Origin of the sequence: Nocardia sp. NBC_01730 (assembly GCF_035920445.1) — a bacterium.
Taxonomy (GTDB): Bacteria; Actinomycetota; Actinomycetes; order Mycobacteriales; family Mycobacteriaceae; genus Nocardia.
Window position 1 is genome coordinate 3448915 of sequence record NZ_CP109162.1, and the last position, 21065, is coordinate 3469979.

A 21065-nucleotide genomic window follows, 5' to 3' on the forward strand; every position below is an offset into this window, starting at 1 on the left:
GGTAGCCGATCTCACCTTTCTCGAAGAAGGCCACCCATTGATGTGATCCTGGTCACGTAATCTTAAAGCTCGCCCCATACCTTGCTCAAGGCCCCGACACCGGCCCGGCGGCGCTGCGCCGCTAGCCAGTCGTACCAGCGAGAGAGTCCTTCTCCGGTGGTCACCGAGAGTGGAAGGACCTCGACCCCGGGGTGTACCGAGGTGGCGTACTCACGACATCTGTCGAGGTCGAAATCGACGTAGGGCAGCAGGTCCATCTTGTTGACGAGCACCAGGCCCGCCGCCTGGAACATGTGTGGGTACTTCAGCGGCTTGTCGGTCCCCTCGGTCACCGAGATGATCACGACCTTGTCGCGCTCGCCGAGATCGAACAGCGCCGGGCAGACCAGGTTGCCGACGTTCTCGACGAACAACAGCGTGCCCGGCCCGGGATCGAGGGTCTCCAGCGCGCGATACACCATCTCGGCATCGAGGTGGCACCCCGCACCGGTGTTGATCTGGACGACGCGGCAGCCGGTCGCCCTGATCCGTTCGGCGTCCAGCACCGTCGCCTGGTCGCCTTCGATGACCGCGATCGGCGGGCCGAACTCGCGGATGGTCCGCTCCAGCAGGGACGTCTTGCCCGCGCCAGGGGAACTTGTCATATTGAGTGCCAGGATGTCGCGCTCGGCCAACCAGGCCCGGTTGCGCCGCGCCAATTCATCATTCTTGGCGAGGACCTTCAATTCCAGGCTGACCGTCTCGGTGGCGGGCAGGTGGACGTGGTCCGCGCCGTGTGGGTGGTCATGCTCGGACGAGTGGGCGTGGTCGTGCCCGTCGTCGTGGTGATGCTCGTGCGGGACGCGGATCACGGCCGCCGCGTCGTCGCCACATCCGCAGGTTGCGCACATGTCTCGCTCACCTCCATCGATCGGATACGCAGCTCGCGCCCGGACCGGATCTCCACATCGGCGCTGCCGCACGGACACAGCAGGATCGGATCGGCGAGCCGGAATTCGGCGCCGCAGCTGCGGCATGCCGCGACGCCCGGAATTTCCACGAGGACCAGCTCCGCCCCGGCCGCCACCGTCGCCTCGGCCGCCAGTTCGAAGCAGAACCGCATGGCCCCTGGCACGACGGCGCAGAGCGCGCCGACCTCGACGGTGACGGAGTACACCCGCCGTCCCGCCGCGTGCTCGCAGGCGGCGTCGATGACACTCTGGGTTATAGCCATTTCGTGCATCGCGGCCTCCACTCCTCGAGAGGACCCTTCGAGGCTACTCCCGCGCCGAGGGCCGGCGTGCGAAATCAGCGACACCCTGGCAAATGCCGAGACTCCGGCGAGCGACGCACACGTCGCTCGCCGGAGCCCGGTCTCTCGCGCTGGCCGAGGTCCCGCTGCGATCTCGGCCGGCGGGAGGAAGAAAATGCCTCATACCGCTACGACGGGATGCGTCGGCAGTCAGTCGTGGTTGACGGTCGCGAGTACTTTGCCGCTGTTCGCGTCGACGGTCACCTCATGCTCCACACCGTCGGGGGTAACGAGTTCGACCTCCCACACCGCGCTGCCGCCGTCGGTGTCGAACTCGGCGGACCCCGCCCGGCCGCCCGGCACGGCTTCGACCGCTTTGTCGATGGCCTGCTGCCGGGTGATGCCGGGGTCCGCGATCAGCGACCAGCCCGTGGCGGGCGTGGAGAAAGCGACGGTGTTCCCGCCGTTCCCGCCGTTCCCGCCGGTAGCGACGGTCGCGACGGCGTGGCTCACGCCGGCGACGACGGCCACCGCGGCGGCGCCGACGAGGATCCAGCGAAGACCGGCGAATGCGCGGTGGAAAACGGCTGCCATGGTGAAACCTCCTGCGGGAGTGGTGCTCTCGAATGTGAGCACCACTGTGGCAAAGCGAAGCTGAAGGCGACCTGAAGCCACCTGAAGATCGCTTAAGGAACTGTCTGTCACCCTTGGGGGATGCGTCTGCTGATTGTGGAAGACGAGAAGCGTCTGGCCCTCGCCCTCGCAAAAGGGTTGTCCGCCGAGGGATTCGCCGTGGACGTCGTCCACGACGGCACCGAGGGGCTGCACTCGGCCACCACCACCGACTACGACCTGATCATCCTCGACATCATGCTGCCGGGCATGAACGGCTACCGGGTATGCGCCACGCTGCGCGCCGCGGGCCATGAGACACCGGTGCTGATGCTCACCGCGAAGGACGGCGAATACGACGAGGCGGAAGGCTTGGACACCGGTGCCGACGACTACCTCAGCAAGCCGTTCTCTTATGTGGTGCTGCTCGCCCGTATCCGCGCCCTTTTGCGCCGCCGAACACGTGGCGGCGCACAGGTATTGCGCATCGGCGATCTGATCGTGGACCCCAACACCCACACGTGCCGGCGCGGCGCCCAAGACGTGACGCTCACCGCGAAGGAGTTCGCCGTCCTCGAGCACCTGGCCGTGCGCGCCGGGGAGGTGGTGCCGAAAGCCGATATCCTCCAGCATGTCTGGGACTTCGCCTACGACGGCGACCCGAACATCGTCGAGGTCTACATCAGCACGCTGCGGCGCAAGATCGACGCTCCATTCGATCGCCGATCGATCACCACCGTCCGCGGCGCGGGCTACCGGCTGGTGGCCGACCGTGACGATGGTTTGTAGCGCGCATGCTCCGTCGTTCGCAGCGGAGTTAACGCATCGAGTCCGTGACGCGGTGACGTGCTATCCTATCGAACATGTGTTCGAAGTTGGTGAAGCGGGCCTACAAGTACCGCTTCTATCCCACAGGCGAGCAGTGCGAGCAGCTCGCCCGCACTTTCGGCTGCGTTCGCCACGTGTACAACCGAGCATTGGCGGAGCGTTCGCGGGCGTGGACGCAGGAACAGCGCAGGATCAGCTACGCCGAATCCGACAAAATGCTCACGCAGTGGAAACGCGACCTCGAAACCCATTGGCTTACCGAGCCATCCAAGGGGCCACTGCAAGCGGCGCTGCGAAACCTGCAAAGCGCCTACGACAAGTTCTGGCGCAAGCAGACCGGTTACCCCCAGTTCAAGAAGAAGGGCCGGTCCAAGGAGTCGGCGACCTACTTCTCGAACTGCTTCACCTACCGCGACGGGCAGATCAGACTCGCCAAACAATCCGAGCCGCTGGACATCCGCTGGTCTCGGCCGCTGCCCGATGGTGCATCACCTTCGCAGGTCACGGTGTCGAAGGACGCGCGTGGCCGCTACCACATTTCGATCCTGGTCGAGGACACGACCATCGCGCACACGCCGATCGGCAGTGCTATCGGCGTGGACGCGGGAATCACGAGCCTCTACACATTCTCCAGTGGGGAGAAGGTGTCGAATCCGCGACACGAGAAACGCGACCGGGAGCGACTCGCGAAGGCTCAGCGTGTCCTCTCCAGGAAGCAGAAGGGTTCGCGGAACCGGGCGAAAGCCAGGCTCGGGGTCGCGAGAATCCATGCCCGGATCGCCGACCGGCGCCGGGACCATTTACACAAGCTCTCGACTCGGTTGGTGCGCGAAAACCAAGTGATCGCCATCGAGGACCTGAGTGTGCGGAACATGGTCCGCAATCGATCGTTGGCTCGCGCCATCTCCGACGCGAGCTGGTCACAGTTCCGGTCGATGCTCGAGTACAAGGCGGACTGGTACGGCAGGACCGTCGTTGCTGTCGACCGGTTCTATCCGTCGTCGAAAACGTGCTCGACATGCGGGCGCATCAATACGACAATGTCGCTTCACGTGCGCGAGTGGACATGCCCTTGCGGGGCGTTCCACGACCGAGACGTGAACGCGGCAAAGAACATCGAAGCCGCCGGGCTGGCGGTTCTAGCCTGCGGAGATGGTGTGAGACCGCCCCGCAGCTGATGCTGGGAGGCAACCGTCGATGAACCAGGAAACCCCCGCTCGCGAGGGTGGGAACCTCCGCCCTTCAGGGCAGAGAGAAGTCAATGAACAACTGAGACGCAGGCGCGGGTGGTGGAGTTCGGTCCGGGCGCGCACCACCGTCGCGGCCACCGCCGTCGTCGCGGTGGCCCTGACCGCCGCTGGGCTGGCGGTGCTCGCGGTGCTGCGGCACAACTTGGTCGAGAGTGCGAGTCTGCAGGCGGAGACGACAGCCCGCGACGTGGCCACCCAGCTCGCGGCGAGCACCGACCTCACACGGTTGAAGCTGCCCGACGCCGACGACCAACCGGTGCAGGTCGTTTCGGCCGACCGCCGGGTTCTGGCGGCCGACGACGACATCCGCGACCAACCGCCCATGGCCGACTTCGGCCCGTACTCGACGTCCCAGGAAGACGAGAACGAACAGGACGACAAGGACGACCGGGACGACGACCAGGACGAGAAGGACTGCGAGGACTGCGAGGACTGCGAGGACGAGCCGCCCACTGCCGCCGTCAACAACCCGACCACGACCGAGGTCATGTTCGGCGATGTGCGGCTGACGGTGGACGGGGACCAACCCAGCCCCTTCCGGGTGGCCGCGGTCGCGGCGACCACCGCGGGCGGGCAACCCGCCACGGTCTACGCCGGCGTCTCCCTCGACACCGCCGACAGCGCGGTGGCCGACGCGCGGCAAGCCATGCTGATCGGCCTGCCGCCGCTGCTCGCCGTGGTCGCCGGGGTGACCTGGCTGGTCACCCGCCGTGCCCTGCGCCCGGTCGAGTCGATCCGGTCCGAGCTCGCCGAAATCATGGACGACGGCGACCTGTCCCGCCGCGTCCCGGAATCCGCCTCGCGCGACGAAATCGCCAGGCTCGCAAGCACTACCAACGCGACACTTGCCGCTTTGGAGGCATCCGCGGAACGCCAGCGTCGCTTCATCGCCGACGCCGCGCACGAACTGCGCAGCCCCATCGCCAGCTTGCGCACCCAACTCGAGGTCGCCCAGGCGCACCCGCACCTGCTCGAACTGGACGGTGTGATCGGAGACACCGTCCGGCTGGAACATCTCGCCGCCGATCTGTTGCTGCTGGCCCGGCTCGACGCGGGCGAGCAACCCCGTGCGGATCGCGTCGACCTGGCCGCACTGATCCGTGACGAACTGGCCCACCGGGTCGGCGACCGGATCACCGTCGACACCGTGCCGCCGAACGCCCCGGTCTCGGTCACCGGCAGCCGACTCCAGCTCGCCCGCCTACTGGGCAACCTCGTCGACAACGCCCAGCGGCACGCGGCCACCACCGTGCGAGTCGGCCTGCACCACACAGGCGATCACACGGCCGTGCTGGAGGTCGCCGACGACGGACCCGGTGTTCCGGAAGCCGACCGGGCCCGAATCTTCCAGCGTTTCGTCCGCCTGGACGATGCCCGCAGCCGCGACGAAGGCGGCGCAGGACTCGGCCTCGCCATTGTCCGCGACGTCATCGAACGGCACGGAGGTGACATCCGCGTCACCGATGGTATCGACGGCGGCGCCCGCTTCGTTGTCACCCTCCCCACGGTCGATGTGTGAGTACCGCTCGCCCGCTGTCACGAACGCCTTGTCGCGTCCCGTCAGCTATCACTTCAGACCGCGTCTCCTGTTGTCGAGATTCGTAACGTGGCCGACCGGCTACCACGGCTCGACGTCCGCCACCAGCGCGAGGGAATCCATTTCTGCGCCTTTCCTGACGCCGGCGCTGCACGCATCTGCTAAAAGCAGTCGGAGAAGGGAAATCACCTATATGAGAAACTTTCCCGGAATCATCACGACGCTGCCGAAAAAGACCCGCACCACTCGATAATCGATTCCTTTCCGCACCTTCATATCTCATTCCCAGACCGCGCTGGCCGCGGCCGAACATTTCGGCGTGCCCGGTTCTAATAAACGGAGAATATGCCCGCTAAATGAGGCATTGCGCGCACGCTCACACTAGAGGAAGGTAGGTGTGTCCGGTGGCGCCACCGGGGCGCCGCCCTGACCAGTGCAGGAGGTAGCTCGTGTACGCACGTTCAAGCACAATTGCGGCCCAGCCGTCATCGATCGACAACGGGATCGCAAACCTCCGCGATGAAGTGATGCCGAATCTGTCCGAGATCGAAGGGTGGGTTGGACTGTCGTTGATGGCGGACCGGGCATCAGGGCGCTGCATCGCCACAACCGCATGGGAATCAGAGGGCGCGATGCATGCCAGCAGAGGGCGGGCCCAACCACTGCGTGATGGTCTGGCCCACATGCTCAACGGCCCGGTCGAGCGGGTCGAAGAATGGGAAATCGCGGTTATGCACCGTGATCACCCGGCCGGCGAAGGCGCATGCACTCGGTGCGCGTGGCTGCAGACCGATCCGGACAACATCGACCAGGTGATCGACACCTTCAAGGTGGGAGTGCTGCCGGAGTCCGAGATGATCGACGGGTTCCGCAGCGCCAGTCTGTTCGTCGACCGCGCAACCGGCCGAGTGGTAGGCGCGACGGTCTGGGCGAGCCGCCAGGCGCTGGACAACAGCCGCGAAAAGGCGGATCAGATCAGGGCGGCGGCGACCCGGCGGATGGGTGCCGACGTGCTCGAGGTGACGGAGTTCGACCTGGCTTTCGCTCACCTGCGCGTGCCCGAGATGGCTTGATCGCGGTCGAACGAACGCGCACCGTGACAGTGCCGGACAGACGAAACTCCAGCCGGCGACGGGACCCCGCCGCCGGCTGGAGCTGGAAACTGCCTCCCATCAAGCCAGTTTCAAGCTGCGCCCGATGATTTCCTTCATGATCTCGGTGGTGCCGCCATAGATGGTCTGGACGCGGGCGTCCATATAGGCCTTGGCGATGGGGTATTCCTTCATGTAGCCGTAGCCGCCGTGCAGCTGCAGGCAGCGGTTGATCAGGTCGAGTTGCTCTTCGGTACTCCACCACTTGGCCATGGCGGCGTCCTCGGCGGTGAGTTCGCCCTCGTTGAGCATTTCGATGAACTTGTCGACCATGAGACGCACCGCAGTGGTCTTGGTGGCCAGCTCGGCGAGCACGAAGCGGGTGTTCTGCAGTGCGCCGATCGGCTTGCCGAACGCCTTGCGGTCGCGGACGTACTGGACGGTCATCTCCAGGCAGGCCTCCATCGCCGCGGCCGCCATGACGGCGATCGACAGGCGCTCCTGGGGCAGGTTGCGCATGAGGTGGATGAAGCCCATGCCCTCGGTGCCGAGCAGGTTGTTGCCGGGCACGCGCACGTCGATGAAGCTCAGTTCGGCCGTGTCCTGCGCCTTCAGGCCGAGCTTGTCCAGGTTTCGGCCGCGTTCGAAGCCGGGCATGCCGCGCTCGACCACGAGCAGGCTGAAGCCCATGGCGCCTTTGTCCGGGTCGGTTTGCGCGACCACGATCACGATGTCGGAGTTGATGCCGTTGGTGATGAAAGTCTTGGCGCCGTTGAGGATCCAGTCATCACCGTCGCGCACCGCGCGGGTCTTGATGCCCTGCAGGTCCGAACCGGTACCAGGCTCGGTCATGGCGATCGCGGTGATGATCTCGCCGGAGCAGAAACCGGGCAGCCAGCGCTGCTTCTGCTCGTCGTCGGCCAGCTCCAGCAGGTAAGGGGCGATCACATCGTTGTGCAGAGCGAAGCCGAGACCGGAGTACTGACGACGGACCGACTCCTCGGCGACGATGGCGTTGTAGCGGAAGTCCGCGACCCCGCCGCCGCCGTACTCCTCCGGCATGGCCATGCCGAGGAAGCCCTGCTTACCCGCCTCCAGCCAGACCTCGCGGTCGACGATGCCCTGCTCTTCCCACTTCGTGTGATTCGGCGCGACGTGCTGATCGAGAAACTTGCGGTACGACTCCCGGAAGAGTTCGTGTTCTGGTTCGAACAGTGTGCGCTGCACGCCAAACCTCCTAATGACCCACACCAGCCGGTCCACACCAGCCTTCGTTGCCACATACGGTACCCGGAAAGAGAATCCCTGTTCACTTCTGGGCCGGAACCCCTTCCTCACCTGGACTGAGGGCGTAGCTTCGGAACGTCGAGCGAGATTCTCGGCAAACGCGAAGGCCGCGGGTGCCCACCGGTGGTCACGGGGCCGGGCCCGGTCATCTCAGAATGATTGCGAATCGGATCGGTCGTCAGATGTTCAGCCAACAACGCAGGCGACCGACCAAGGTCCGCCCCTGGTCACGCTCGCGTTCGGCGAAGAGGAAATTCATCTCCTCCTCCAGCGCCTTGCGCACCACATCGCGGAATTCCTTGGCGGCCGCGTGCATGTCGTCGGCGCCGCACCAGGGCGCCGGGTCGATCGGGGCGCCCACGGAGAAGTAGAAGCGCTCCGGGCGCGGGATGACGGTGGGGCCGACGCCGCGGATGAGCGGAGGGGTGAGATCGCGGCTGAGCCCGAGGGCTTCGACGGTCCAGCGCAGTGGGCGCAGAACCGGATGATCACCGTCGACGACGATGTCGTAGGCGTCATCGACACCGATCATGGCGACCGGGACGATCGGGGCACCCGCCTCGATGGCCATGTGGGCGAAGCCGCTGCGACCTTCCCACCTCAGCAGGTACTTCTGGTTCTTGCGGCGCACCGCCTCGCGACCGCCGCCCGGGAAGACCATGACGGCCTCGCCGCGCCGGAGCAGGGCAAGACAGTTGCCCCTGGTTCCGCGCACCACGCCGTAGTGGTGCAGGAGGTGGCGCAGTCCGGGGACGTTGATCAGCACGTTTTCGGCCAGGCCGCGGATCAGGCGGCCACGGCGGCGCAGCACTTCGGGCAGCAGCAACGGTGCGTCGATGCCGCCCATCAGGTTGTGGTTGCCGACCAGCAGCACCGGACCGTCGGCGGGAAGGTTCTCCAGGCCGTAGAATCGCGGGCTCGTCCACGCGCGCAGCGGCGCCAGCAGGGTGTCGATCACCCGCAGATCGGTGTCGGTCAGCGAAACCGACAGTGGCGCACCGTCACTGAGCACCGGATCGGCGCCCTTGGCATCGGAATGCCGATCACCGGAATCGGCGGACCCGGAGCGGTCGTCCGACATGAACCCTCCTGCTGTCGATGCGCCGACGATATAGAACGAAATCGACTGTGTCGCATTCGATGTGCGAGGCGTCCGGCGACACGTCCGACCAGGTCGGGCGTTCGCACCGACGGCCCGTAGCGAAGCCGCAGGTAACCGCGGACGCGACATCCGCACGGCCACTCGCGCCTGGCCTGATGTGAATCCACCCACACCGCCCATGAGATCCTGCGCGGAACCGATCGGCGGTATCCACCAGCGAACAACAAGAACCGGTATCCGTCCGCGCAGGACAGACCGGCGACCCTGTCGCTACGCGGACGAATGCCCGTCAGTCTCCGGGGCACCGGCCGTTCCCGCGTGCGCGTACGCCGACAGGGCCGCGGCGAGGGCGTGCGGGACTCGGGCACGAACGCGGGTTCCACCCTCCTCATGGCCGGAGGCCAGGATGCGGCCGTCGGCGTGGATGCGGGCGAGCAAGTCGCCACGCGTGTACGGCAGCAACACACTGATCTCCACGTCCAGCCCACCGAGCATTTCGGCGAGGCGCGCGCGCAGTGTGTCGATACCGAGGCCGGTGTTGGCCGAGACGAACGATGCGTCCGGTAGCAGTCCGCGCAGGTGGGTGCGCTCGATCGGCTCGATCGCGTCGATCTTGTTGACCACGAGCAGTTCCGGCGGAGCAGGCGCGCCGGATTCCTTGATCACGTCCGTCACCACTTCGCGGACCGCTTTGATCTGTTCGGCGGGCAGCGCGTCCGAGCCGTCGACCACGTGCAGCAGCAGGTCGGCGCCGGTCACCTCCTCCAGGGTGGAGCGGAACGCCTCGACCAGTTGGGTCGGCAGGTGGCGAACGAAGCCGACGGTGTCGGTGAAGACGACCTCGCGACCGTCGTCCAGGCCGGCTCGGCGGGTGGTCGGGTCGAGGGTGGCGAACAGCGCGTCCTGCACCAGCACACCGGAGCCGGTAAGGGCGTTCATCAGGCTCGACTTGCCGGCATTGGTGTACCCGATGATCGCCACCGACGGGATGCCGCTGGAGTTGCGGCGCGCCCGCATGGTGTCACGCGCGGTCTTCATCTCACGAATATCGCGACGCAGCTTGGCCATTCGCTCACGAATGCGACGGCGGTCGGTTTCGATCTTGGTCTCACCGGGACCACGCAGGCCGACGCCGCCGTTGCTGCCCGCGCGGCCACCGGCCTGCCGGGACATGGACTCACCCCAGCCACGCAGGCGCGGCAGCATGTACTCCATCTGGGCCAGCGAGACCTGCGCCTTACCCTCGCGGGAGGTCGCGTGCTGGGCGAAGATGTCCAGGATCAAGGCGGTCCGATCGATCACCTTCACCTTGGCCACCTTCTCCAGCGCGGTCAGCTGCGCGGGGGTCAGCTCACCGTCGCAGATCACGGTGTCCGCGCCGGTTTCCAGCACCACGGAACGCAGTTCGTCGGCCTTGCCGGAGCCGATGTAGGTGGCCGGGTCCGGCCGGTCGCGGCGCTGGATCAGCGCCTCGAGCACCTCGGAGCCCGCGGTCTCGGCCAGCGCGGCCAGCTCGGCCATGCTCGCCTCCGCCTGCATGGCGGTCCCGGTGGTCCAGACACCGACCAGCACGACGCGTTCCAGGCGCAGCTGGCGATACTCGACCTCGGTGATGTCGGTGAGTTCGGTGGACAGACCGGCCACACGACGTAGCGAGCTGCGGTCCTCCAACTGCAGTTCGCCGGCCGTCGGGTCGCCGGACCAACCCGTGCGTTTCATCCGGGCGGCGTGCTCGGCGACGACGTCACCGGTCTCAGTGTCATCGAAGTTCTCGGCGGTGCCTTCGCTCGCGGCCGCCGGGGTGAATTGGTACGTCTCTGATTTCCTCATACACCGTCCATGCTGCCACGAAACAGCGATAGGTTCACTCGGTTATTTGCGGACCCGCGCGGCTCACATGTTGTCCCACCAGGAGAAGGCGAGTCGGCCGGTGGCCACCAGAACAGAAGGTCCGCGTAGCCACGCCGTGCCGTTCTCCAGTCCGACGGTCACCCCGCCGCCCGGCACGCGGACGGTCACGCGGCCGGTGTCCTCGGCGATCCGGAAGCCTTCGGCAGCCAGCGCAGCGGCGGCCGCGGCGACGGTTCCCGTTCCGCACGAGCGTGTTTCGCCGACGCCACGCTCGTACACCCGCATGTCGACCGAGCGATCGGCGTCCAGCGCGGTGACGATCTCGACGTTCACGCCGTGCGGGAAAAGGTCGGGATCGAAGCCGGGTGGCACGGTCAGATCGAGCTTGCCGAGGGCTTCCGACGACAGTCCGGTATCGACGCACGCCAGATGCGGGTTGCCCACATCGATGCCGATCCCCGCCATCGCCCAGCCTGCGATAGTCGCGGTCGATTCGCCCAGTTCGCGCACCTGCCCCATACCGACGGTGACATCGCCGGTGACCAGGTCCCCGGCGTGCACGGTGACCGGACGCGCCCCGGCGCGGCTGCCGACGACGTAGCGGTCACGGGTCTCCAGTCCCGACGCCGCCAGATAGTGGGCGAACACGCGCACGCCGTTGCCGCACATCTCGGCGATCGAGCCGTCGGCATTGCGGTAGTCCATGAACCAGTCGTCGGCGCCCACACCTTCCGGGATCTCATCGAGCACACCGGCGGCCCGCAGCGCACCAGCCCTGGCGACCCGAAGCACGCCGTCCGCACCGATCCCACGCCTGCGATCGCACAGCGCGCTGACCCGCTCGGGGGTCAGGGCAAGACCCACCTGTTGGTCGGGCAGCACCACGAAGTCGTTCTCGGTGCCGTGCCCTTTGGTGAACTCGATGTCCGGCACGTGCGATGTCTCCCTCTTGTCGTCACTTGGCAAACGTCCGGCGCTGCCGGGAAATTTCGTAGAGAGCCACCGCCGCCGCCGACGGCGCGCCCAGCGAGCTTGCGGTGCCGCCCATCGGGATGTGCACCATGTCGTCGCAGGTCTGCTGCCAGGCAGCGCTCATCCCGCTGGCCTCGTTGCCGACGACGAGGATCGTCGCCTCGGTGAAATCGTGATCGTAGGCAGCGCGCGGCCCCTTCTCGTCGGTGCCGACAATCCGCGTCGGAATGCCGCGGAGCACCTGCCGGTCGCGGAACTCGAGCACCTGGGCAGGTCCGGCGGCACGAATCACCGGTACGGCGAACAGCGAACCCGTCGACGCGCGCACAGTCTGCGGGTCGTACTGATCGGCGCCGTGTCCGGTGACGATGACGCCGCTCGCACCGAAGGCGTCGGCCGACCGGATCAGCGTGCCGAGATTGCCGGGCGAGTTGGGGCGGTCGAACACCACGACCACCGGTGCGTCCTCCCCCGGCTCACCCGGCTCGAAGGTCGCCAGTTCCGCCTGCCTGGACACCGCGACGGCCACCAGTTCCGGTATACCGCTGGACTTTTCGCCGAGTTCGGCCATCAGCTCCGGCACCAGGCCGACCTGCGGCACGCCGCTGGTGTCCAAGAGCTCGCGCGCCCAGCTGGACAGGTCGGGCGCGCCGAGGCGGTAGAGCAACGTCTCCAGCGGCCAGTCGTTGGCGACGGCCTGGGTGATCGGCCGAACCCCCTGCACCAGGAACCGGCCGTCGCGGTGGCGCTTGGTCCGGTTGTTCAGATATGCCTGCCACACCTGGACCGAGGCGTTGCGAGTGCTCACACGTCGGGTCAATTCGTCCGTTCTTTCTCATCGAGCAGGGCGAGTATCGTCGCCAACAGATCGGGGGCCGCGCCGTCCACCCAGCGCACCCGGGCATCTCGCCGGAACCACGAGCGCTGCCTGCGGACGTAACGGCGCGTGCCGATCAGAGTGCGTTCCCGCGCGTGGCCCAGGTCGTATTCGTTGTCCAGATAGGACAGGACTTGTGCGTAGCCGATAGCGCGCCGGGCTGTGACGCCGTCGCGGAGGCCGCGCTCGATCAGGCCGCGCACCTCCTCGACGAGTCCGCCCGCGAACATCAGGGCGGTGCGCTGCTCGATGCGCGCATCCAGGACCGCGGTGTCGCGATCGACGCCGACGATGACGGTACCCCACCGAGGCTGTCCGATCCGTGGCGCCGACGCGGCGAACGGACGACCGGTGAGCTCGACGACCTCGAGCGCGCGCACCATGCGGCGGCCGTCGGTAGGCAGGATGGTGGCCGCGGCCACCGGATCGGCCTTCCGCAGCGCCGCGTGTACCGACGCGACGCCGCCGTCGGCGAGCACCGCCTCCCAGCGCGCCCGCACGGCCGGATCGGTGGCCGGGAAATCCCACTGGTCCAGCAGCGCCTGGACGTACATCATCGAGCCGCCGACGATGATCGGCACCCGTCCTCGGTCCATGATCGCGGCGACGTCGGCGCTCGCCGCGACCTGATAGGCGGCGACAGTCGCGGTATCGGTCACCTCCAACACGTCGAGCTGGTGGTGCGGGATGCCGCGACGGTGCGCGACGGACAGCTTCGCGGTGCCGACGTCCATGCCGCGGTAGAGCTGCATCGCGTCGATGTTCACGATCTCGCCGCTGAGCTGTTCGGCGAGGTCGAGGGCGAGGTCGGATTTGCCGGTGGCGGTCGGGCCGACGACCGCGATCGGACAGATGCCCGCGCCGGTCACGGGACGTCCTCTCCCGAGGGCCGCCAGAGGCTCACGTGGTAGCCGACGCCGAACGGCGCGTCGCGGTAGCGCGTCTCGACCACCGGATCGGCGTGGAACAGCCCGGCCAGCATTTGGTAGGCCGGGCGGCCGGAGAGGCCTAGTTCGGCGCACAGCGCCGGGTCGAGCGCGTGGATTCCGGCGCGGTCGCCCGCCGTCAGGGCGCGATCGAGTTCGTTTTGCACCGCTTCGGCCCGTTCGTCGAGGTAGCCGGGCGCCTTGGTAGACAGGGTTGCCGCGCCGTCGGCGACCACGAGCACGCCCCGCGGCGCCTCGTCGGCGTCCAGCTCGGCTCGCAGCTTCGCCCCCAGTTCGGCGCAGCGATCAGGTCGCGCGTCCGCCGACAGGATGTGCGCCTCGGCGACCGCCTCGGGCGCGACCCGCCCACGCAACCACCCGGCGACCAGCGCGGGCAGCGGAAGCCGGGGATCGGCCCTTGCCGGGCCGGTGAGCGCGGCGGCGGAGAGTCCGACCCGCACGTCGACGCCGAACCCGCGGAATGTGCCGACCGTTTCCGGACCGAGCACACCGTTCCCGGCGCCCGCACCGAGCACCGTCCACCTGCCCGTCACGGCCGCAAGGACATTCACCGCGTCCAGCACCGCGGCGCGCAGCACGGCGCGCGGATCGGGTTGGTCGGTTCCCTCCGCGTCCGCCACGCCGCCGCACAGCTCGGGCACCAGGATCGGCGGCGAAGGAACCAAGGCGGCGATGGAGAACACGTCGTAACCGTAGTCGTTGCCGAGACCACGGGTACTTTCCGGCTTCGAGTGTCTCTGCCGGAAACACCGCCGAGATTGATAGTGTTCGAGGAGCTACAACCCAGGTCATCAGGGGTTGCAATCCCCCGGATTTAGGCGTGGATCGATGGTCACAAGAGCTCGGACCGGGTTCAATGGAATGAGCTAGGGCGTAACCAGGCAGCCGTGACGCGCGGCAGGGACGAGGAGAAATGACCGACAGCAACGGAACCGCGAAAGCCGGCCCGGGCAAGATGCCGCGCACTTCCGGTGCCCCGAAACCCGGCGGCTCGATTCAACCCCCCAAGCCGCACGCGGTCAAACCCGCCCCGGGCCCCGCCCAGCAGCATCCGCATCCCGTCATCGTGCCCACCGTCTCAGATCCCAGCAGGTGGGGCCGGGTCGACGAGGACGGCACCGCGTGGGTGAAGACCGCTGAAGGCGAACACCAGGTCGGCTCCTGGCAGGCGGGTGACGCCGCCGAAGGCCTCGCCCACTTCGGCCGCCGGTTCGACGACCTGGCCACCGAGGTCGCTCTGCTGGAGGCGAGGCTGGCCGCGGGCGCGGACGCACGCAAGACCAAGGCCGCCGCCGTCGCGCTGGCCGAATCGCTGCCGACCGCCGCCGTCATCGGCGACATCGACGGGCTCGCCAAGCGTTTGCAGGCCATCGCCGAGCACTCCGAGGAGGCGGCCGCGCACGCCAAGGAGGAGAAGGAGCGCGCCCGCCACGAGCACACCGAACGCAAGGAGACGCTGGCGGCCGAGGCGGAGAGGATCGCCGCCGAGTCCACCCAGTGGAAGGCAGCAGGCGATCGGTTGCGCGAGATCCTCGACGAGTGGAAGTCCATCCGCGGCGTAGACCGCAAAGTCGACGACGCGCTGTGGAAGCGATACTCCAAGGCGCGCGAGGCGTTCAACCGCCGCCGCGGCGCACACTTCGCCGAGCTGGATCGCGAACGCGCGACCGCGAAATCCCGCAAGGAGGAGCTGTGCGCGCAGGCCGAGGAACTGTCCGGCTCCACCGACTGGGTGGGCACCGCGGGCGTCTTCCGTGACCTGCTCGTCGAATGGAAGGCCGCCGGTCGCGCCCCTCGCGAGGCCGACGAAGTACTGTGGCGGCGCTTCAAGAGCGCGCAGGATGTGTTCTTCGCCGCTCGCAACACCGCCGTCTCCGAGCGCGACGCCGAGTTCGAACAGAACGCGACGGCCAAAGAGGAGCTGCTGCGCGCCTACGGCCGCATCGACCCGTCCGCCGACCTGGACAGCGCCCGCACCGCGCTGCGCGAGCTGCAGGAGAGGTGGGATGCCGTCGGCAAGGTGCCGCGCGAGCGCATGCAGGAACTGGAAGGCAAGCTGCGCGCTATCGAGAAGCGCGTCCGCGACGCTGTCGACGCGCAGTGGCGGCGCACCGACCCGGAGGCGATGGCCCGCGCGGCCCAGTTCCGTGAACGGGTCGCGCAATTCGAGGAGCAGGCCGCCAAGGCGCAGGCCGCGGGCAACAATCGAGACGCGGAGAAAGCGCTGGAGCAGGCCAAGCAGTGGCGCGAATGGGCCGAGGCCGCCGAAGGTGCCGTGAGCAACCGCTGACCGCCGAAGACGACAGTGGCCCCTCCCGAGCGGGAGGGGCCACTGTCGTCTGATCGCGTCGTGTCAGGATTCGCCGGAACGGCGACGGCGGTCGCGCTCCTCCGCGGCCGCGGCTGCGCTACGGCGCTGTTCTTCGGCCGCCAGGTGCACCGCGGTGCGGCTCCACACCACACGCACCCAGTGGAAGGTGAGCACGATCGCGACGATGGTCCCGAGGATCAGCCCGAAGCCGGGGCCTGCGCCGTGGTAGTTGCCCAGGCCTGGGGTCTGGCGGTGCCAGATCGAGAAGATGCCGAACGCGCTCGCGACCGCGCTGCCCGCGACCGCGATCCAGGCCAGCACCCAGCGGCGGGTCATCAGCGCCAGCGTCGAGAAGCCGATGCCGAAGACGACGAGGAACCACACGAAGACGCGGGACGGCAGCCCGATGTGCTCGATCCGCGCCGCGTCGGTACCCAGCAGCACGTCGAATCCACGTGCCGCGCCCGCATGCGGCAGAACCAGCGACAGCAGCAACAGGAACACCGCACCCGCCACCACCATGGCGCGCACGCCGGGGTCGATCTCGCCGGCGATCCGCCGCTCCACCGCATCGAGATCGTCGCGGAACTGTTCGAAGTCGCTTGTGCTCTCCACCGAGTTCACCAAGTCCTGGTTTCGTTTGTCGTTCGCGTCGCCGGTCGCTTGACCATTCGCTGGATTGGTCGTCCCGCCCGGCCCCGGGGTTCCCGCGGACGTGCTCCGCTCGTCGCCGGATGCGGAATCAGATCCCGCGGCGCCGCGGGGCATGTCGCCGTTCTTGTCCGGCCCGGTGCTCATCCGCCGCAACCGGTCGAGCAGCCCGTGGCCGCCGGTTCCGGCGACGGTGCGCCGACGCGGGGCAGGCCGAGACCGACGCCGATGGGCTCGGTCTTCGGGGTGACGCCGCGCTCGTGCGCGTCGCCGGCGCGGGTGCGGCGGTGGGTCTTGATCGCGGCGTCGGCGATCAGGTGGTGCGGAGCGGCATCGGTGATGTCGACGGTGACGAGGTCGCCGGGGCGGATCGGATCGGCGGTGCCACCGGGCCGGAAGTGCACCAGCCTCCCGTCGCGGGCGCGCCCGCTCATCCTGGCTGTCGCGGCGTTCTTCTTGCCCGCCCCCGCTGCGACAAGAAGCTCGACCTCGGTACCGACCAGCGCTTGGTTCGCTGCCAGGGAGGTCTCCTCCTGCAGCGCGATCAGCCGGTCGTAACGTTCCTGCACGACGGCCTTGGGCACCTGACCGGGCATATCGGCGGCGGGTGTGCCTGGCCGCTTGGAGTACTGGAAGGTGTACGCGCTGGTGAAGCGCGCCTCCCGGACCACGTCCAGGGTCTCCTGGAAGTCCTCCTCGGTTTCGCCGGGGAAGCCGACGATGATGTCGGTGGTGATCGCCGCGTGCGGCATCGCGGCACGCACCTTGTCGATGATCCCCAGGTAGCGGGCCTTGCGGTAGGAGCGACGCATGGCTTTGAGCACCCGGTCCGAGCCGGATTGCAACGGCATGTGCAGCTGCGGGCAGATGTTCCGGGTCTCGGCCATCGCTTCGATCACGTCATCGGTGAACTCCGCCGGGTGCGGCGAGGTGAATCGGACCCGCTCCAGACCGTCGATGGTCCCGCACGCGCGCAGCAGTTTGGCGAACGCGCCACGGTCGCGTGCCTCGCTCGGGTCGGCGAACGAGGCGCCGTAGGAGTTCACGTTCTGCCCGAGCAGCGTCACCTCGAGCACGCCCTGATCGACCAGCGCCTGCACCTCGGCGAGCACGTCGCCGGGGCGACGGTCGACCTCCTTGCCGCGCAGCGAAGGCACGATGCAGAAGGTGCAGGTGTTGTTACAGCCGACCGAGATCGACACCCAGCCCGCGTAGGTGGATTCGCGCTTGGCAGGCAGCGTGGACGGGAACGCCTCCAGCGACTCCAGGATCTCCACCTGGGCTTCCTGGTTGTGCCGCGCCCGCTCCAGCAGTACCGGCAGCGAGCCGATGTTGTGCGTGCCGAACACCACATCCACCCAGGGCGCCTTGCGCACCACGACATCGCGGTCCTTCTGGGCCAGGCAGCCGCCGACGGCGATCTGCATGCCAGGGCGGTCCGCCTTGATCGGCGCCAGATGCCCCAGGGTGCCATAAAGCTTGTTGTCGGCGTTCTCGCGCACCGCACAGGTGTTGAAGACGACGAGATCGGCCGTCGCGCCGGGCGCGGCCTTCACGTATCCCGCGTCCTCCAGCAACCCCGATAAGCGTTCGGAATCGTGCACGTTCATCTGGCAACCGAAGGTACGGACCTCGTAGCTGCGTGCTGTGCCCTCGACGGGCGCCGGAGACAACACTGCCTGTCCGATCGAATCCACCCGTCCAGGGTACGGGGCCGCGTCCGGCGAGTTTCGCGGGCATCGGCGCAGGCCCCGGGGCAGCTCAGGGTACGGAAATCGAGATTACGGCCACATGTCGATTCGGCGTGGCGTGACGGCGTGTCGCGGAAACCCGGGCAAATTTCCAGAATCCGCTTAAGGTCATTGACCATGACCGACGACGCCGCCGCGCCCGACACGACCGGGAACGCTTCGACCGGGGACGTCAGCGCCGCCACCAGCGCGCCGCCGATGATCTCGATGCGCAGCGTGGACAAACATTTCGGCGACCTGCACGTACTCAGGGACATCAACCTCGAGGTCCCCAAAGGACAGGTCGTCATCGTTCTGGGCCCCTCGGGTTCCGGAAAATCGACGCTGTGCCGCACCATCAACCGACTGGAACCGATCGACTCCGGTGACATCGCCATCGACGGTGTCCCGCTGCCGGCCGAGGGCCGCGCGCTGGCCGCGCTGCGCGCGGACGTCGGCATGGTGTTCCAGTCGTTCAACTTGTTCGCGCACAAGACGATCGTGGAGAACGTCATGCTCGCGCCGATCAAGGTCCGCAAAGTCAAGAAGGCTGACGCGCGCACCCGTGCCATGGAATTGCTCGACCGGGTCGGCATCGCCAATCAGGCGGACAAGTACCCGGCCCAGCTGTCCGGCGGGCAGCAGCAGCGCGTCGCCATCGCCCGCGCGCTGGCGATGAATCCCAAGGTGATGCTGTTCGACGAGCCGACCTCCGCACTGGACCCGGAGATGGTCAACGAGGTGCTCGAGGTGATGGTGTCGCTGGCCAAGGAGGGGATGACCATGCTGGTGGTCACCCACGAGATGGGCTTCGCCCGCCGTGCCGGGAATCGGGTGCTGTTCATGGCCGACGGCCTGGTGGTGGAGGACGCGACGCCGGACGCCTTCTTCACCGCCCCGAAGTCCGACCGCGCCAGGGACTTCCTCGGCAAGATATTGAGCCACTGAACTACCGAACAGCAACACCGAACAAGCAACACCGAACTGCCGAACAGCAAGACCGAACTGCCGGATAGATAGACCGAACTGCCGGATAGATAGACCGAACTGCCGGATAGATAGACCCACTAGAGGGAGAAGGAACTCGATGAGGATCAACCGTGCCCTGCGACTCGGTATCGGGGCGATCGCCCTGACACTCGCGGCCGCGACCGCCACCGCGTGTGGCGGCGGCGACGACAAATCCGCCCTGGACCACGCCAAGGACGGCAAGCTCACCATTGGCATCAAGTTCGACCAGCCTGGCCTCGGACTGCGCAACAAGGACGGCTCCTACAGCGGCTTCGACGTCGAGGTCGCCAAGTACGTGGCAGGCAAGCTCGGCGTGCAGCCCGAGAACATCACCTGGAAGGAATCCCCCTCCAGCCAGCGCGAGACGCTGATCGAGAACGGCCAGGTCGACTACATCGTCGCCACCTACTCGATCAACGACCAGCGCAAGGAGAAGGTCGATTTCGCCGGTCCGTACTACATCGCGGGACAGTCGCTGCTGGTGCGCGCCGACAACACCGACATCACCGGCCCCGACAGTTTGAAGGGCAAGAAGGTCTGCTCGGTGAAGGGCTCCACCCCCGCCCAGAACATCCAGAAGAACTTCCCCGACACCCAGCTGCAGGCCAACGACACCTACTCGCTGTGCCTCGAAGGACTACGCGCGGGTTCGTGGGACGCGGTGACGACCGACGACATCATTCTGGCGGGCTACGCCGCGCAGAGCACTGGTGCGTTCAAAGTGGTCGGCACGCCGTTCACTACGGAGAATTACGGCATCGGCCTGAAGAAGGGCGACAAGGAACTCCGCAACCAGGTCAACGACGCGATCGAGGCGATGATCGCCGACGGGTCATGGAAGAAGGCGTTCGATACGACGGTCGGCGCCTCCGGCTACCAGCCGCCACAGCCGCCGACGGTGAACCGGTACTGAGCTCCCCTCCGTCTTCACCCGAGCCCGGGTGGCCCGGCCCCACCCGGGCCGGGCCTCCCGCCGCACTTCCCCTGACCATCGAGACCCGATCGGAGGGACGCGTCCGCCGTGTTCGACCTGATCTCGAGGTATGACACCAAAATCCTCGAAGCCTTCTGGGTGACTATCGAACTGACCGTGCTTTCGGCGCTCGGCGCGCTGATCCTCGGCACGATCGTCGCCGGCCTGCGCGTTTCCCCCGTGCCGGTCGCGCGGTGGGTCGGTACCGCCTACGTCACCATCTTCCGCAACACCCCGCTCACGCTGATCATCGTGTTCATGTCGCTGGGCCTCTACACCACGATGGGCTGGCGGCTCGCGGGTGAGGGGCCGGATTCGGTGGCGCAGAACAACTTCCGCTTCGCCGTTATCGGCCTGAGCATCTATACCGCCGCGTTCGTCTGCGAGTCGCTGCGGTCGGGCATCAACACCGTGCCGATGGGCCAGTCCGAGGCGGGCCGCTCGCTCGGCTTCGGCTTTGTGCAGAATCTGCGGCTCATCGTGCTGCCGCAGGCGTTTCGCTCGGTCATCGCCCCGCTGGGCAGCGTGCTGATCGCGCTGACCAAGAACTCCACCATCGCCTCGGCCATCGGCGTCGCCGAAGCCGCGACCCTGATGGCGGAGATGAATGAGACCGAGGCCGCGGTGCTGGCTATCGGCGCGATCTTCGCGCTCGGCTTCGTGATCCTGACCCTGCCGACCGGCCTGTTCTTCGGCTGGCTGGCCAAGCGATACGAGGTGGCCCGATGAGCGAGCGCAGCGAGCGAACAACAAGCACAGCCGAGCATCGCTCGGTCATGACGGAGCCGAGCGTCAGCGAGGCGC

At 67.4% G+C, this 21065-nt stretch carries 20 protein-coding genes; 8 read left to right on the forward strand and 12 right to left on the reverse strand.

Going from position 1 to position 21065, the window contains the following annotated elements; genetic code table 11:
- Nucleotides 1–62: 62 nt before the first annotated feature.
- From hypB to OHB12_RS13490, 3 genes are all read right to left on the reverse strand, one after another.
- On the reverse strand, nucleotides 63–890 hold the full coding sequence (gene hypB / locus OHB12_RS13480) for a hydrogenase nickel incorporation protein HypB (protein WP_327119483.1): 828 nt from the start codon (nucleotides 888–890) through the stop codon (nucleotides 63–65).
- Nucleotides 848–1222, reverse strand: coding sequence for a hydrogenase maturation nickel metallochaperone HypA/HybF (locus OHB12_RS13485; RefSeq protein ID WP_327119485.1), 375 nt, complete (start codon nucleotides 1220–1222; stop codon nucleotides 848–850). The genes hypB and OHB12_RS13485 overlap by 43 nt, the downstream gene beginning before the upstream one ends.
- Before the next feature lie 219 nt (nucleotides 1223–1441).
- A complete protein-coding gene (locus OHB12_RS13490) occupies nucleotides 1442–1825 on the reverse strand; it encodes a PepSY domain-containing protein (RefSeq protein WP_327119487.1) in 384 nt (127 codons plus the stop codon).
- Between the two features lie 120 nt (nucleotides 1826–1945).
- On the opposite strand from OHB12_RS13490, the gene OHB12_RS13495 reads away from it, so the two are divergent.
- The 4 genes from OHB12_RS13495 (at nucleotide 1946) to OHB12_RS13510 (ending at nucleotide 6531) form a co-directional block, all read left to right on the forward strand.
- Nucleotides 1946–2632, forward strand: a complete 687-nt coding sequence (locus OHB12_RS13495; protein ID WP_327119489.1) for a response regulator transcription factor — start codon at nucleotides 1946–1948, stop codon at nucleotides 2630–2632.
- Between the two features lie 74 nt (nucleotides 2633–2706).
- Nucleotides 2707–3849, forward strand: a complete 1143-nt coding sequence (locus OHB12_RS13500; protein ID WP_327119491.1) for an RNA-guided endonuclease InsQ/TnpB family protein — start codon at nucleotides 2707–2709, stop codon at nucleotides 3847–3849.
- A 19-nt stretch (nucleotides 3850–3868) separates the two neighbouring features.
- The gene (locus tag OHB12_RS13505; protein ID WP_327119493.1) at nucleotides 3869–5440 is read left to right on the forward strand and encodes a sensor histidine kinase; all 1572 of its coding nucleotides are present in this window, start codon (nucleotides 3869–3871) and stop codon (nucleotides 5438–5440) included.
- A 467-nt stretch (nucleotides 5441–5907) separates the two neighbouring features.
- Nucleotides 5908–6531 (forward strand): hypothetical protein, encoded by a 624-nt coding sequence (locus OHB12_RS13510; protein ID WP_327119495.1) that lies wholly within the window; start codon nucleotides 5908–5910, stop codon nucleotides 6529–6531.
- Between the two features lie 99 nt (nucleotides 6532–6630).
- Here the strand turns inward: OHB12_RS13510 and OHB12_RS13515 are convergent, their stop codons facing one another.
- From OHB12_RS13515 to OHB12_RS13545, 7 genes are all read right to left on the reverse strand, one after another.
- A complete protein-coding gene (locus OHB12_RS13515) occupies nucleotides 6631–7776 on the reverse strand; it encodes an acyl-CoA dehydrogenase family protein (RefSeq protein WP_327121081.1) in 1146 nt (381 codons plus the stop codon).
- Between the two features lie 238 nt (nucleotides 7777–8014).
- Entirely contained in the window at nucleotides 8015–8917 is a 903-nt protein-coding gene (locus tag OHB12_RS13520) for a lysophospholipid acyltransferase family protein (protein WP_327119497.1), read from the reverse strand.
- Between the two features lie 291 nt (nucleotides 8918–9208).
- On the reverse strand, nucleotides 9209–10657 hold the full coding sequence (gene hflX, locus OHB12_RS13525; RefSeq protein ID WP_327121083.1) for a GTPase HflX: 1449 nt from the start codon (nucleotides 10655–10657) through the stop codon (nucleotides 9209–9211).
- A 174-nt stretch (nucleotides 10658–10831) separates the two neighbouring features.
- A complete protein-coding gene (gene dapF, locus OHB12_RS13530; protein ID WP_327121085.1) occupies nucleotides 10832–11713 on the reverse strand; it encodes a diaminopimelate epimerase in 882 nt (293 codons plus the stop codon).
- 31 nt (nucleotides 11714–11744) lie between these two features.
- Nucleotides 11745–12581: a TrmH family RNA methyltransferase gene (locus OHB12_RS13535; RefSeq protein ID WP_327119498.1), complete on the reverse strand. Its 837-nt coding sequence runs from the start codon at nucleotides 12579–12581 to the stop codon at nucleotides 11745–11747.
- A complete protein-coding gene (gene miaA / locus OHB12_RS13540) occupies nucleotides 12578–13507 on the reverse strand; it encodes a tRNA (adenosine(37)-N6)-dimethylallyltransferase MiaA (protein ID WP_327119499.1) in 930 nt (309 codons plus the stop codon). Before miaA ends, OHB12_RS13535 begins: the two co-directional genes overlap by 4 nt.
- Entirely contained in the window at nucleotides 13504–14268 is a 765-nt protein-coding gene (locus OHB12_RS13545; protein ID WP_327119501.1) for a hypothetical protein, read from the reverse strand. Before OHB12_RS13545 ends, miaA begins: the two co-directional genes overlap by 4 nt.
- A 230-nt stretch (nucleotides 14269–14498) precedes the next feature.
- Between OHB12_RS13545 and OHB12_RS13550 the strand changes: the two genes are divergently transcribed.
- Complete coding sequence (locus OHB12_RS13550; protein ID WP_327119503.1) at nucleotides 14499–15875, forward strand: DUF349 domain-containing protein; 1377 nt, start codon at nucleotides 14499–14501, stop codon at nucleotides 15873–15875.
- 63 nt (nucleotides 15876–15938) lie between these two features.
- Here the strand turns inward: OHB12_RS13550 and OHB12_RS13555 are convergent, their stop codons facing one another.
- Together OHB12_RS13555 and miaB are read right to left on the reverse strand one after the other, a co-directional pair.
- Nucleotides 15939–16523, reverse strand: coding sequence for an Rv2732c family membrane protein (locus OHB12_RS13555; protein ID WP_442800089.1), 585 nt, complete (start codon nucleotides 16521–16523; stop codon nucleotides 15939–15941).
- Nucleotides 16524–16690: 167 nt separating this feature from the next.
- Nucleotides 16691–18244, reverse strand: coding sequence for a tRNA (N6-isopentenyl adenosine(37)-C2)-methylthiotransferase MiaB (gene miaB, locus OHB12_RS13560; protein ID WP_327119505.1), 1554 nt, complete (start codon nucleotides 18242–18244; stop codon nucleotides 16691–16693).
- A 252-nt stretch (nucleotides 18245–18496) separates the two neighbouring features.
- Between miaB and OHB12_RS13565 the strand changes: the two genes are divergently transcribed.
- The 3 genes from OHB12_RS13565 (at nucleotide 18497) to OHB12_RS13575 (ending at nucleotide 20990) form a co-directional block, all read left to right on the forward strand.
- Nucleotides 18497–19225: an amino acid ABC transporter ATP-binding protein gene (locus tag OHB12_RS13565; RefSeq protein ID WP_327121090.1), complete on the forward strand. Its 729-nt coding sequence runs from the start codon at nucleotides 18497–18499 to the stop codon at nucleotides 19223–19225.
- 139 nt (nucleotides 19226–19364) lie between these two features.
- Nucleotides 19365–20201 carry a glutamate ABC transporter substrate-binding protein gene (locus tag OHB12_RS13570; RefSeq protein WP_327119507.1) on the forward strand — a complete coding sequence of 279 codons (837 nt, stop codon included), beginning with the start codon at nucleotides 19365–19367 and terminating at the stop codon, nucleotides 20199–20201.
- A gap of 108 nt (nucleotides 20202–20309) precedes the next feature.
- A complete protein-coding gene (locus OHB12_RS13575; protein WP_327119509.1) occupies nucleotides 20310–20990 on the forward strand; it encodes an amino acid ABC transporter permease in 681 nt (226 codons plus the stop codon).
- The last annotated feature ends 75 nt before the right edge of the window (nucleotides 20991–21065 follow it).